Source organism: [Mycobacterium] fortunisiensis, from assembly GCF_019050325.1.
GTDB lineage: Bacteria > Actinomycetota > Actinomycetes > Mycobacteriales > Mycobacteriaceae > Mycobacterium > Mycobacterium fortunisiensis.
This window is the reverse complement of record NZ_VOMB01000019.1, coordinates 172,654-186,119: the sequence shown is the minus strand read 5'-3', so window position 1 is coordinate 186,119 and position 13,466 is coordinate 172,654. Positions and strand designations below refer to the sequence as shown.

Annotated in this window: 13 protein-coding genes; all 13 read left to right on the top strand. The window is 68.9% G+C overall.

From position 1 onward, the window contains the following. The first annotated feature begins 216 nt into the window (after nucleotides 1-216). Nucleotides 217-1,071, top strand: coding sequence for a tetratricopeptide repeat protein (locus FR943_RS16055; protein WP_217158921.1), 855 nt, complete (start codon nucleotides 217-219; stop codon nucleotides 1,069-1,071). 1 nt (nucleotide 1,072) lies between these two features. After that, complete coding sequence (locus FR943_RS16050) at nucleotides 1,073-2,101, top strand: HAD-IIA family hydrolase (protein ID WP_217158920.1); 1,029 nt, start codon at nucleotides 1,073-1,075, stop codon at nucleotides 2,099-2,101. A gap of 13 nt (nucleotides 2,102-2,114) precedes the next feature. After that, nucleotides 2,115-2,321: a hypothetical protein gene (locus FR943_RS16045; RefSeq protein WP_217158918.1), complete on the top strand. Its 207-nt coding sequence runs from the start codon at nucleotides 2,115-2,117 to the stop codon at nucleotides 2,319-2,321. A 6-nt stretch (nucleotides 2,322-2,327) separates the two neighbouring features. Then, on the top strand, nucleotides 2,328-3,137 hold the full coding sequence (locus FR943_RS16040; protein ID WP_217158916.1) for a TlyA family RNA methyltransferase: 810 nt from the start codon (nucleotides 2,328-2,330) through the stop codon (nucleotides 3,135-3,137). Further along, nucleotides 3,134-4,057 (top strand): NAD kinase, encoded by a 924-nt coding sequence (locus tag FR943_RS16035; protein WP_217158913.1) that lies wholly within the window; start codon nucleotides 3,134-3,136, stop codon nucleotides 4,055-4,057. The genes FR943_RS16040 and FR943_RS16035 overlap by 4 nt, the downstream gene beginning before the upstream one ends. 6 nt (nucleotides 4,058-4,063) lie before the next feature. Beyond that, entirely contained in the window at nucleotides 4,064-5,827 is a 1,764-nt protein-coding gene (recN, locus tag FR943_RS16030; RefSeq protein ID WP_217158912.1) for a DNA repair protein RecN, read from the top strand. 94 nt (nucleotides 5,828-5,921) lie between these two features. Beyond that, entirely contained in the window at nucleotides 5,922-7,106 is a 1,185-nt protein-coding gene (gene steA, locus FR943_RS16025) for a putative cytokinetic ring protein SteA (RefSeq protein ID WP_217158910.1), read from the top strand. A 15-nt stretch (nucleotides 7,107-7,121) separates the two neighbouring features. Continuing rightward, nucleotides 7,122-8,063, top strand: a complete 942-nt coding sequence (locus FR943_RS16020) for a copper transporter (protein WP_217158908.1) — start codon at nucleotides 7,122-7,124, stop codon at nucleotides 8,061-8,063. A gap of 115 nt (nucleotides 8,064-8,178) precedes the next feature. Continuing rightward, nucleotides 8,179-9,969: a CTP synthase gene (gene pyrG, locus FR943_RS16015; protein WP_218045772.1), complete on the top strand. Its 1,791-nt coding sequence runs from the start codon at nucleotides 8,179-8,181 to the stop codon at nucleotides 9,967-9,969. After that, nucleotides 9,962-10,582: an NUDIX domain-containing protein gene (locus FR943_RS16010; protein WP_217158904.1), complete on the top strand. Its 621-nt coding sequence runs from the start codon at nucleotides 9,962-9,964 to the stop codon at nucleotides 10,580-10,582. The genes pyrG and FR943_RS16010 overlap by 8 nt, the downstream gene beginning before the upstream one ends. A gap of 62 nt (nucleotides 10,583-10,644) precedes the next feature. Continuing rightward, nucleotides 10,645-11,571: a site-specific tyrosine recombinase XerD gene (gene xerD / locus FR943_RS16005; protein ID WP_217158951.1), complete on the top strand. Its 927-nt coding sequence runs from the start codon at nucleotides 10,645-10,647 to the stop codon at nucleotides 11,569-11,571. 121 nt (nucleotides 11,572-11,692) lie between these two features. Beyond that, the gene (locus tag FR943_RS16000) at nucleotides 11,693-12,574 is read left to right on the top strand and encodes a ParA family protein (protein WP_217158903.1); all 882 of its coding nucleotides are present in this window, start codon (nucleotides 11,693-11,695) and stop codon (nucleotides 12,572-12,574) included. Continuing rightward, complete coding sequence (locus tag FR943_RS15995; RefSeq protein ID WP_372448160.1) at nucleotides 12,571-13,464, top strand: segregation/condensation protein A; 894 nt, start codon at nucleotides 12,571-12,573, stop codon at nucleotides 13,462-13,464. The genes FR943_RS16000 and FR943_RS15995 overlap by 4 nt, the downstream gene beginning before the upstream one ends. The last annotated feature ends 2 nt before the right edge of the window (nucleotides 13,465-13,466 follow it).

Here is a 13,466-nt window from a genome sequence, read left to right as displayed (position 1 = left end):
CTAAGCCTGCCAGCGCCGATGATACTACCCACACGGGTGGAAAAGTAGGACACCGCCGAACACAAATTAAGGATCACCCCCCACGTTTATCGTGGGGGGTGATCTGTTTTTATCGAACAATTCCCCGACGGATATTTCGGCGCCGGTATTGACATGATTATGTCAGCCGTGCGTGCTGCCAGTATCCTTTCCGGGAGGGCAGGTAGAAAGGCACACGTGGTCGGAGACAGACAAGGCGACGCAGAGCGGCGCCCGCGGCGTGCATCCAACGACCGCGCAGCAAGCAATTCAGGGCCCCGGCGTCCCCGTGATCAGCGGGGGCGGGATCAACGCGGCGGGGCGCCTCGGGTGTCGGGTCCGGGCCGCGCCCGGCAGGCGCAGCCGGCAGAGGACGCCGAATCCAGGCAGCATGAGGGTCCGCGGTTGCCCGCGGACGTCGAGGCCAGGGAACTGGCCCCGGACGTCCGTCGAGAACTGGTGACGTTGGACAAGACGACGGCGGATTTCGTCGCCCGGCACCTGGTGATGGCGGGCAAGCTACTCGACGAGGATCCCGAAGCTGCGCTGGCCCACGCCCGTGCCGCCCGTAATCGGGCCGGCCGGATCGCGGTGGTGCGCGAGGCCGTCGGCATCGCCGCGTACCACGGTGGGGACTGGGCCCAGGCGTTGGCTGAGCTGCGGGCCGCCCGCCGGATGGGCAGCAAGTCCGCCTTGTTGCCGATCATCGCCGACTGTGAACGTGGGGTGGGGCGGCCCGAGCGGGCGTTGGAGCTGGCGCGCAGCGACGAGGCCGCCGCGCTCACCGGTGAAGATGCCGACGAGCTGCGCATCGTCGCCGCCGGCGCCCGGTCGGATCTGGGTCAGTTCGAGCAGGCGCTGGCCATCCTGTCCACGCCGCAACTCGACCCCACCAATGTGGGCCCGACGGCGTCTCGGCTGTTCTATGCGTACGCCGACACCCTGCTGGCGCTCGGCCGCCACGACGAGGCGTTGCAGTGGTTCCTCCATGCCGCGGACGCCGACGTCGAAGGCATCACGGACGCGGAGGACCGGATCACGGAGCTGTCCTGACGTGACCACGCTTGCACGGCAACATGATTGCCTGCTGCTCGATCTCGACGGCACGGTGTTCCGCGGTCACGAGCCGACCGTGGGGGCACACGAGAGCCTGGGCGGGGTGACCGCCCGGGTGCTGTATGTCACCAACAATGCGTCGCGGGCGCCGGGTCAGGTGGCCGAGCATCTTCGGGAGCTGGGGTTCGCCGCCGAACCCGACGATGTGGTGACCAGTGCGCAGAGCGCGGCGCACCTGCTGGCTGCCCAACTGCCGCCGGAGTCCGCGGTTCTCGTGGTCGGCACGGATGCCCTCGCCGGTGAGATCAGTGGTGTCGGGTTGCGCCCGGTGCGCAGTTTCGACGACGGGCCGGTTGCGGTGGTGCAGGGGTACTCGCCGGCCACGGCCTGGCCCGACCTCGCCGAGGCGGCACTGGCCATCCGGGCCGGTGCCCTGTGGGTGGCGACGAACGTCGACCTCACGCTGCCGTCGGAACGCGGGCTGCTGCCGGGCAACGGGTCGTTGGTTGCCGCGTTGCGGGCCGCCACGGCGCAGCAGCCGTTGGTGGCCGGCAAGCCCGCGGCGACGCTGATGCGGGACGCGTTGAGCCGGGGGACGTTCGCCAGTGCCCTTGTCATCGGAGATCGACTCGACACCGACATCGCCGGTGCCCTCGCCGCCGGGCTGCCGAGTCTGATGGTGCTCACCGGGGTCAGCACGGCGCGCGAGGCCGTCCATGCGATCCCCGCGGAACGCCCCGGATATCTCGCTGCGGACCTGCGCGGACTGCACACCGACGCCGAGCTGCTGCGGATCGGACCGCAGCCGGCCTGGCGGACCGAGGTGCAGGCGAACACGGTGACCGTTCATGCCACCGGGCAGGACCCGCACGACGATCTGGCAGTGGTGCGGGCGACCGCGGACGCGGTGTGGAACGCCGACCAGGATGGCACCCTGACGGTGGTGGCGGGCGACGACACCGCCCGCGCCGCGTTGCAGCGATGGTCGTTGCTGTCAGTGCCGGTCGAACAGGGCGCCATCGACTAGCGTGAGTGTCGTTATGACTATGGATCCCGACGAACTGCGTGCGCAGGTCGCTGCGGTGCTGGCCGACGTGCCGGACCCGGCGACCGACCCCTCCGCGCTCGAGGGCATGGACATCGACGTGGTGGCTGCGCGGCTGGAGCAGGCCCACGATCTGCTCGTGGCGGCCCTCGAATCCGTCGACCGGGGGCAATCGGGCGGACCGCAGGCGACCGGAAGGTGAGCGCCGGTGGCGCGGCGCGCTCGCGTTGACGCCGAGCTGGTGCGGCGGGGGCTGGCCCGGTCGCGTCAGCAGGCGGCTGAACTCATCGACGCCGGCCGGGTCCGGATCGACGGCATGCCGGCGGCGAAGCCGGCCACCGCGGTCGCCCCGGAAACCAACATCACGGTGATCGCCTCCGCGGAACGCGCCTGGGTGTCCCGGGGTGCGCACAAGCTGATCGGCGCGCTCGAGGTGTTCGACGTCGCGGTCGAGGGCCGGCGTTGCCTCGATGCCGGGGCCTCGACGGGCGGGTTCACCGAGGTGCTGCTCGATCGCGGCGCCGCCGAGGTGGTGGCCGCCGATGTCGGCTACGGCCAGTTGGCCTGGTCATTGCGGTCGGACGAGCGGGTACAGGTGCTGGAGCGCACCAACGTACGGGAACTGACGGCCGAGGCGATCGGTGGCCCGGTGCAGTTGATCGTGGCGGACTTGTCGTTCATCTCGTTGGGCACGGTGTTGCCGGCGCTCACCGGTTGTGCCGCCGCGGACGCCGATATCGTTCCGATGGTGAAACCGCAGTTCGAGGTCGGCAAGGACCGGGTGGGCGCCGGTGGCGTGGTGTCAGATCCCGAACTGCGCATCGACGCGGTGTGCACGGTCGCCCGCAAGGCGGCCACATTGCAGTGGCATGCTGTCGATGTGACGGCCAGCCCGCTCCCAGGACCCTCGGGCAATGTCGAGTACTTTCTGCACCTGCGTGCCGAGACGGAACGCGCCTTGATGGGCGACGCGCTCGAACAGGCGGTGCGGCGGGCGGTCGAGGAGGGACCGCAATGACGACTGAACGCACGATCCTGCTGGTGGTGCACACCGGCCGCGACGAGGCCACCGAGGTTGCCCGCCGGGTGGAAAAGGTGCTCGGCGACAACGGAATTGGTCTGAAGGTGCTCTCGGCCGAGGCGGTGGACCGTGGCCCGTTGCACCTGGCTCCCGACGACATGCGCGCCCTCGGGGTGGACATCGAGGTGGTCGACGCCGAGGAGCGGGCCGCCGACGGCTGCGAGCTGGTGTTGGTGCTCGGCGGGGACGGCACGTTCCTGCGAGCCGCCGAACTGGCCCGCAATGTCGAGATCCCGGTGCTCGGAGTCAATCTGGGCCGTATCGGGTTCCTGGCCGAGGCCGAGGCGGAGGCCATCGACCACGTGCTCGAGCGCGTCATCGACCGCGACTATCGCATCGAGGAGCGGATGACCCTCGACATCGCGGTGCGGGTGGGTGCCGATGTGGTGAACCGCGGGTGGGCGCTCAACGAGGCCAGCCTGGAGAAGGGGCCCCGGCTCGGGGTGCTCGGCGTGGTGTTGGAGGTCGATGGCCGTCCGGTGTCGTCGTTCGGCTGCGATGGTGTGCTGGTGTCGACTCCGACCGGGTCGACGGCGTACGCCTTCTCGGCCGGCGGGCCGGTGCTGTGGCCCGATCTGGAGGCGATCCTGGTGGTGCCCAACAATGCTCATGCGTTGTTCGCCCGTCCCATGGTGACCAGTCCGGCGGCCAGCATCGCCATCGAGATCGAGGCCAGTGGCAATGATGCGCTGGTGTTCTGCGACGGCCGGCGGCAGATGGTGGTGCCCGCCGGTGGTCGCCTCGAGGTGATCCGCTGTGATACGCCGCTGAAGTGGGTGCGGTTGGATTCGGCCCCGTTCACGGATCGGTTGGTGCGCAAGTTCCGGCTGCCGGTCACCGGATGGCGGGGACAGTAGATACCTGTGCTGTCGGAGATCCGTATCGAGTCGTTGGGCGCGATCAGCGCTGCCACCGCGGAATTCGACCGCGGGCTGACCGTGCTGACCGGTGAAACCGGTACCGGTAAGACGATGGTGGTCACCAGCCTGCACCTGCTGGGTGGCGCCCGTGCCGACGCCACCCGGGTGCGCTCGGGTTCTGACCGGGCCGTGGTGGAAGGCCGGTTCAGCACAATCGAACTCGGCGAGGAGGTGTCGGGGCGGATCGAGGAGATCCTGGATGCCTCCGGTGCCGAGCGTGATGACGACGGCAGCGTGATCGCGGCCCGCTCGGTCAGCCGGGCCGGGCCGTCGCGGGCGTACCTGGGCGGCCGCAGCGTACCGGCCAAATCGTTGAGCAGCTTCACCGCCCAGGTGTTGACGCTGCACGGCCAGAACGACCAGCTGCGGCTGATGCGGCCGGACGAACAGCGGGCGGCCTTGGACCGGTATGCCGAGGTGGACAAGCCGCTGACCCGCTACCGGCGGATCCGCGAGGAATGGCTTGCGGCGCGTCGTGATCTGAGCGACCGTCGGCGTCGGGCCCGCGAGCTGGCCCAGGAGGCCGACCGGCTCAGCTTCGGGATTCATGAGATCGATGCGGTGGCACCGGAACCCGGTGAGGACGAGGCGATCGTCGCCGATATCCGCCGGCTCTCGGAGCTCGATGCGCTGCGCGAGGCCGCGCAGCTGGCCCGGCTCGCGCTGGCCGGTGAGTTGGAAGAGCCCGCACCGGATTCGGTGTCGGCGGCCGACGCGGTCGGCCGGGCCCAGGCCGCGCTGGAGTCCACCGATGACGCGGTGTTGCAGGGGCTGGGCGCGCGGCTGGCCGAGGCGATGGCGGTGATCAGCGACGTGTCGGGGGAGCTGGGCGACTATCTCGCCGAATTGCCCAGTGACGCCAGCACTTTGGAGACCAAGCTGGCGCGTCAGGCCGAACTGCGCACCCTCACCCGTAAGTACGCCGCCGATGTCGACGGGGTGTTGGAGTGGGCGCGGGACGCGGCTGGGCGTCTGGAACAGCTCGATGTGTCCGAGGAGAGCCTGGCCGCGCTGGATCGCAAGGTGGCCGAGTTGGAGGCCCAGCTGGTCACGGCGGCGGGGGAGCTGACCAAGGCCCGGTCCAAGGCGGCCAAGGGCCTGGCCAAGGCGGTGACCTCGGAGCTGGCCGGCCTGGCCATGGCCAATGCGGTGTTCACGATCAACGTGACCCCGATGCCGGCGCGGGCCGACGATTCGGCGCCGGTCACCATGGCCGGCGGCGAACTCCTGCACGCCGGCCATGACGGCGTCGACGCGGTGGAGTTCGGGTTCACCGCCCACCGCGGCGCCGATGTGCTGCCGTTGGCCAAGAGCGCGTCCGGCGGTGAGCTGTCGCGTGTGATGCTGGCGCTGGAGGTGGTGCTGTCGGCGTCGACGGCGGGGACCACCATGGTGTTCGACGAGGTCGATGCCGGCGTCGGGGGCCGGGCCGCGGTGCAGATCGGCCGGCGGCTGGCCCGGTTGGCGCGCACCCACCAGGTCATCGTGGTGACGCACCTGCCGCAGGTCGCGGCATTCGCCGATGCGCACCTGCTGGTCGACAGTGGCAACGGCCGTGCCAAGTCCAGTGGTGTGCGGCGGATCGAGGACGACGACCGGGTGGCCGAGTTGGCCCGGATGCTGGCCGGACTGGGGGAGTCCGACAGCGGGCGGGCGCATGCCAGGGAGCTGCTGGAGGCCGCTCAACAGGAGCGCAACACACCCTAGTCTCCTGTTACTGATGTGACAAAAGCCAACTTGTGAGGCTGGTGTTACGGCGCGCCTCCGTCGTCTGATGCGCGATGCCCGACAGAATCGGGGCATGAAGATGTCCACACTGCTGACCCGCAACGCCAGTTCCCGCCCGGGAGTGACCGGCACGGCTCGAGTGGACCGCGACATCGATCGGCTGATGCGACGCATCGGACCTGGTGACATCGTCGTCCTGGACGCCCAGGACCTGGACCGGATCACCGCCGACGCGTTGGTGGAGGCTCAGGTCGCCGGCGTGGTCAACGCCTCCCCGTCGATCTCGGGACGCTATCCGAACCTGGGACCCGAGGTGCTCGTCGCCAACGGTGTGGTGCTCATCGACGAGGCCGGCCCTGACGTCTTCAAGAAGATCAAGGACGGGGCACGGGTCCGGTTGAACAACGGCGGCGTCTACTCCGGCGACCGGCGCATCGCGGTGGGCACCGAGCGCAACGACCAAGAGATCCACGAGTTGATGCACGACGCCAAGAGTGGCCTGGTCGCGCATCTGGAAGCCTTCGCCGGCAACACCATCGAGTTCATCCGCAGCGAGAGCCCACTGCTCATCGACGGGATCGGAATCCCGAACATCGACGTTGACCTGCACCGCAGGCACGTGGTGATCGTGGCCGAGGAGCCCAACGCCGCCGACGACCTCAAGGCGCTCAAGCCGTTCATCAAGGAATATCAGCCGGTACTGGTCGGCGTCGGGGTCGGCGCCGACGTGCTGCGCAAGGCGGGCTACCGCCCGGCACTGATCGTCGGTGACCCGGACAAGATGAGCGTCGAGGTGCTGCGCTGCGGTGCGCAGGTGGTCCTGCCCGCCGATGCCGACGGGCACGCGGCCGGCCTGGAGCGCATCCAGGACCTCGGCGTCGGGGCGATGACGTTCCCGGCCGCCGGATCAGCGGCGGACCTGGCGCTGCTGCTGTGCGATCACCACGGTGCCTCGCTCATCGTCACCGCTGGTCACACCGCCTCGATCGAGGAGTTCTTCGACCGTTCCCGCCAGCGCAGCAACCCGTCCACGTTCCTGACCCGGCTCAAGGTGGGCGAGAAGCTCGTCGACGCCAAGGCGGTGGCCACGCTCTACCGCAGCCGGGTGTCCGGCGGGGCGATCGCGTTGCTGGTGCTGGCGATGATGGTGGCCGTGGTCGTGGCGCTGTGGGTGTCGCGCGCCGACGGTGCGGTGTTCGATTGGATCATCGACTACTGGAACCGCTTCACGCTGTGGGTGCAGGGTCTGGTCAGCTGAGTGGGCAGGTGAGCTGTGATCACGCTACGCGCACACGCGATCTCGCTGGCGGCGGTCTTCCTGGCGCTGGCGCTCGGGGTGGCACTGGGATCCGGGCTGCTGTCCAACACCGTGCTGTCGGGACTTCGTGACGACAAGAAGGATCTGCAGCAGCAGATCGACACCCTGACCGACGGCAAGAACGCACTGAACGAAAAGCTCAATGCCGCAGGGGAATTCGATGCGCAGATGGCACCCCGGATGGTGCGTGACGCGTTGCGAGACAAGTCGGTGGTGGTGTTTCGCACCCCCGACGCCGCCGACGGTGACGTCGAGGCCGTCGCGGGCTATATCCGTCACGCCGGCGGCGCCGTGACCTCGACGATCTCACTCACGAGTGAGTTCGTCGAGGCGAACTCGGCCGACAAGCTACTTTCGGTCGTCAACTCTCCGATCGTGCCGGCCGGCAAGCAGTTGAGCACCGCCGCGGTCGATCAGGGCTCCCAGGCCGGCGACCTGTTGGGCATCACCCTGTTGATCGACCGGAATCCGGCCGTCGCACCGGTCGATGACACCCAACGCCAGACGGTGCTCGCGGCACTGCGCGACACCGGCTTCCTGACCTATGACGCTGCGCACATTCCGGCGGCCAACACGGCGCTGATCGTGACCGGAGGCGGGCTGGGCGCCGACGGCGGCAACCGGGGCGTGACCACCGCCCGTTTCGCCGCGGGCCTGGCGCCGCACGGTGCCGGCACGGTGCTCATGGGCCGCTCGGGATCGGCGTCCGGCACCGGTCCGGTGGCGGTGACCAGGTCAGATGCCGGATTGTCCGGTGCGGTCAGCACAGTCGACGACGCCGATACCAGCGCCGGTCAGATCACCGCCGTGCTGGCGCTGGCCGACCTCGCCGGAGGAGCTAAGCCCGCCAAGTACGGCACCGGGCAGGGTGCGACGTCGGTCACCGTCCCGCAGTAAGCCGAGTCGGCGCGTCAGCACCGGCTTGTCGGGGTCGGTGTTAAGGTGAGATTCCGTGGGTCGGCAGGCCACAGCAGCTTTCGCGATTCCCTGCCAGTCGTCACGGAGGATGCTTTTGCCCGCCTTACGCAAGCACCCGCACACCGCCACCAAACACCTCTTCGTCACCGGTGGTGTGGCGTCATCGCTCGGTAAGGGGTTGACCGCATCGAGCCTCGGTCAGCTGCTGACCGCGCGAGGGTTGCAGGTGACGATGCAGAAACTCGACCCGTATCTGAACGTCGATCCGGGCACCATGAACCCGTTCCAGCACGGCGAGGTGTTCGTCACCGAGGACGGCGCCGAGACCGACCTCGACGTCGGCCATTACGAACGGTTCCTGGATCGCAACCTGTCCCAGTCGGCCAACGTGACCACCGGCCAGGTGTATTCCACGGTGATCGCCAAGGAACGCCGCGGCGAGTACCTTGGCGACACGGTGCAGGTGATTCCGCACATCACCGACGAGATCAAGAGCCGCATCCTGGCGATGGCCGAGCCCGATTCCTCCGGACAGCGCCCCGACGTGGTGATCACCGAGATCGGCGGCACGGTGGGCGATATCGAGTCGCTGCCGTTCCTGGAGGCCGCCCGTCAGGTGCGCCACGAGGTCGGCCGGGACAACTGCTTCTTCCTGCACGTCTCGCTGGTGCCCTACCTGGCGCCGTCCGGTGAGCTCAAGACCAAGCCGACCCAGCACTCGGTGGCCGCGCTGCGCAGCATCGGCATCACCCCCGACGCCCTGATCCTGCGGTGTGACCGCGAGGTCCCCGAGCCACTCAAGAACAAGATCGCCCTGATGTGTGACGTCGACATCGACGGCGTGATCTCCACCCCGGACGCACCGTCGATCTACGACATCCCCAAGGTGCTGCACCGCGAGGAACTCGACGCGTACGTGGTCCGCCGGCTCAACCTGCCCTTCCGCGACGTGGACTGGTCGGAGTGGGACGACCTGCTGCGCCGGGTGCACGAGCCGCAGGAGACGGTGCGGATTGCGTTGGTGGGCAAATACATCGACCTGTCCGACGCCTATCTGTCGGTCGCCGAGGCGCTGCGTGCCGGGGGCTTCAAACACCGCGCCAAGGTGGAGATCCGCTGGGTGGCCTCCGACGACTGTGAGACCGAGAGCGGCGCGGCGGCTGCGCTGTCGGACGTCGACGGGGTGCTCATCCCCGGCGGATTCGGCATCCGCGGCATCGAGGGCAAGCTCGGGGCGATCTCCTACGCCCGCAAGCGCAGCCTGCCGGTCCTGGGGCTGTGTCTGGGACTGCAGTGCATCGTGATCGAGGCGGCCCGCTCCGTGGGTATCGCCGGTGCCAACTCCGCCGAATTCGATCCGGCGACCGCGGACCCGGTGATCTCCACCATGGCCGATCAGGAGGACGCCGTCGCCGGCGAGGCCGACCTGGGCGGCACCATGCGACTGGGCGCCTACCCCGCGGTGCTGCAGGCCGGTTCGATCGTCGCGCAGGCCTACGAGAGCACCGAGGTGTCCGAGCGGCACCGGCACCGCTACGAAGTCAACAACGCCTACCGAGACCGGATCGCCAAGAGCGGCTTGCGGTTCAGCGGCACCTCGCCCGACGGCCACCTGGTGGAGTTCGTCGAATACGACCCGGCGATCCATCCGTTCCTCGTCGGCACCCAGGCCCACCCCGAACTCAAGAGCCGGCCCACCCGGCCGCATCCACTGTTCGCGGCGTTCATCGGTGCGGCGCTGGCCTACAAGGCCGAGGAACGGTTGCCCGGCATGGACCTTCCCGAGCAGTTCACCGAAGACGTCGAGGGCGAGGACACCGTGGGAGTCGTGGCAGCCGACAGACCGGTGGGGCAGACCCGGGAGAAATCCGACGTCCGTGGCTGAACACGACTTCGAGACCGCCTCCAGCGAAACCGTCTACGTCGGAAACATTTTCGCGGTCCGCGCGGACGAGGTACAGATGCCCGGGGGTGGATCGGCCCGGCGTGAAGTCGTGGAGCACTACGGTGCGGTGGCGGTGGTGGCGCTCGATGACGACGGCAACATCGTCCTGGTGTACCAATACCGCCACCCGCTCGGGCGTCGACTCTGGGAACTGCCGGCCGGGCTGCTCGATCTCGACGGCGAACCACCCGAGGTGACCGCGGCCCGCGAGCTCGCCGAAGAGGTCGGCCTGGCGGCCGAGCACTGGCACGTGTTGGTCGACCTGGATTCCACGCCCGGGTTCTGCGACGAAAGTGTGCGGGTCTTCCTGGCCACCGGGCTCAGCGACGTCGGACGTCCCGAGGCCGAACACGAAGAAGCCGACCTGGTGGTCGAGCGGGTGCCGCTGAAGGATGCGGTGCGGCAGGTCTTCTCCGGCGACATCGTGAATTCGATTGCGGTGGCAGGCATCTTGGCGGCACATGCGATGTCCGACCCGGACACGCTGCGGCCGGTCACGGCGCAGTGGACCGACCGGCCCACTGCGTTCAGGCGGCGCAAAGGCCGCATGTGACAGAACGGTCTGCTCTTCGCGCAAGCGGCTCACCGACGCCGCCGGCGGCCCGGCAGACCGTGCTGGACCACCAGGTGCAGGGCTACCTCGATCACCTGACGATCGAGCGGGGCGTGGCAGCCAACACCTTGAGCTCCTACCGGCGCGACCTGCGCCGCTACAGTCACCACCTGACCCAGCGCGGGATCGAGGATCTGGCCAGGGTGGCCGAGACCGACGTCAGTGACTTCCTGATCGCCCTGCGGCAGGGCGATCCCGACTCCGGAGCGGGCGCGCTGTCGGCAGTGTCGGCCGCCAGGGCGGTGGTCGCGGTCCGTGGGCTGCACCGGTTCGCCACTGCCGAGGGCATGACCGAACACGATGTCGCCCGGGCGGTCAAACCGCCCACCCCGAGCCGGCGGCTGCCCAAGAGCCTCAGCCTGGACGAGGTGCTCGCGCTGCTGGAAGCGGCCGGCGGGGACAGTGACGCCGACGGCCCGCTGACGTTGCGCAACCGCGCGCTGCTGGAGTTGCTGTACTCGACGGGCGCACGGATCTCCGAGGCGGTGGGCCTCGACCTCGACGACGTCGACACCCAGGCGCGCTCGGTGCTGCTGCGCGGCAAGGGCGGTAAACAGCGGCTCGTGCCGATCGGCCGGCCCGCGGTCAGCGCGCTGGACGCCTACCTGGTGCGTGGCCGCCCGGACCTGGCCCGGCGGGGACGCGGCACGCCCGGGATCTTCCTCAACGCCCGCGGCGGACGCCTGTCCCGGCAGAGTGCCTGGCAGGTGCTGCAGGATGCGGCCGAGCGGGCCGGCATCACCTCGGCGGTGTCCCCGCACACCTTGCGGCACTCGTTCGCCACCCACCTGCTCGACGGCGGCGCCGACGTCCGCGTCGTGCAGGAACTGCTGGGACACGCGTCGGTGACCACCACGCAGATCTACACCATGGTCACCGTGCACACGCTGCGTGAAGTCTGGGCCGGTGCGCACCCGCGGGCGCGTTGACCGCTCGCGGCACACCATATGCGTCGGATTGCCCGCGGGTCTGCCCGTCCTGGCAGCGTCCCGACGTTAAACTTGCCGGGATGTGCGCCGAGACTGCGGGATACCTGACCAGGGGTGGGGTATGAGTGACGGCGGACACGACGGCCTGTTCGAACACCACGGCCCCGAGCTCGGTCTGACCGGGCGCCCACCGCGCGACATCCCCGAACCACTGCCCCGCACGACACACGGCCCGGCCAAGGTCATCGCGATGTGCAACCAGAAGGGCGGGGTCGGCAAGACCACCTCGACCATCAACCTGGGCGCCAGCCTGGCCGAATGCGGGCGCCGCGTGCTGCTGGTGGACCTCGACCCGCAGGGCGCGTTGTCGGCAGGGCTCGGGGTGCCGCACTACGAGCTCGAGCACACCGTGCACAACCTGCTGGTCGAACCGCGGGTGTCGATCGACGACGTGCTGATCAAGACCCGGGTCAGCGGCATGGACCTGGTGCCCAGCAACATCGACCTGTCGGCCGCCGAGATCCAGCTGGTCAACGAGGTGGGCCGGGAGCAGTCGCTGGCCCGGGCCCTGTACCCGGTGCTGGACCGCTACGACTATGTGCTGATCGACTGCCAGCCGTCGCTGGGTCTGCTCACCGTCAACGGACTGGCCTGCGCCGACGGGGTGATCATCCCCACCGAGTGCGAGTATTTCTCGCTGCGCGGGCTGGCGCTGCTGACCGACACCGTCGAGAAGGTGCACGACCGGCTCAACCCGAAGCTGGAGATCAGCGGCATCCTGGTCACCCGCTATGACCCGCGCACGGTGAACGCGCGCGAGGTGATGGCCCGGGTCGTGGAGCGGTTCGGCGACCTGGTGTTCGACACTGTGATCACCCGCACGGTGCGGTTCCCGGAGACCAGCGTGGCCGGCGAACCCATCACCACCTGGGCGCCCAAATCGGGCGGTGCGCTGGCCTACCGATCGCTGGCGCGCGAAGTCATCTACCGGTTCGGCGCGTGAACGATGTCCTGAACACCCCGACCACCGACGGTGCCGATGCTGCGGCCGGGGCTGAATCTCCCGACCCCCAGGCCGCTCCCGATCACCGGACCACCGCGGACGAGCAGACCCGATTCCAGGTCCGGCTGACCAACTTCGAAGGCCCGTTCGACCTGTTGCTGCAGCTGATCTTCGCGCATCGGCTCGACGTCACCGAAGTGGCGTTGCACCAGGTGACCGACGATTTCATCGCCTACACCAAGGAGATCGGCGCCCGGCTGGAACTCGATGAGACCACGGCGTTTCTGGTGATCGCGGCCACGTTGCTGGATCTGAAGGCGGCCCGGTTGCTGCCCTCGGGCGAAGTTCACGACGAAGAAGACCTCGCCCTGCTCGAAGTCCGTGACCTGTTGTTCGCGCGGCTGCTGCAGTACCGGGCCTTCAAGAACGTCGCCCTGATGTTCGCCGAACTGGAGGCTGCCGCGCTGCGCAGCTATCCGCGGGCGGTGTCGCTGGAGGACCGCTACACCGACCTGCTGCCCGAGGTGATGTTGGGTGTCGATGCTGCCAAGTTCGCCGAGATCGCGGCGGCCGCCTTCACCCCGCGACCGGTGCCCACGGTGGGTACCGACCACATCCACGCGCCCAAGGTGTCGGTGCCCGAGCAGGCGCATCGGATCATCGCGCTGCTGGAACAGCGCGGTATCGGTGAGTGGGCCACATTCGCTGAACTGGTGGCCGAATGTACCGACGGACTCCAGATCGTCGGGCGCTTCCTGGCGCTGCTCGAACTCTTCCGGGCCAAGGCGGTAGCATTCGAGCAACCAGAACCGCTTGGAGTGCTCCAGGTTTCGTGGACCGGAGATCGGCCGACCAGCGAACATCTGGCAACCGCTGATGCGGAAGAATAGCG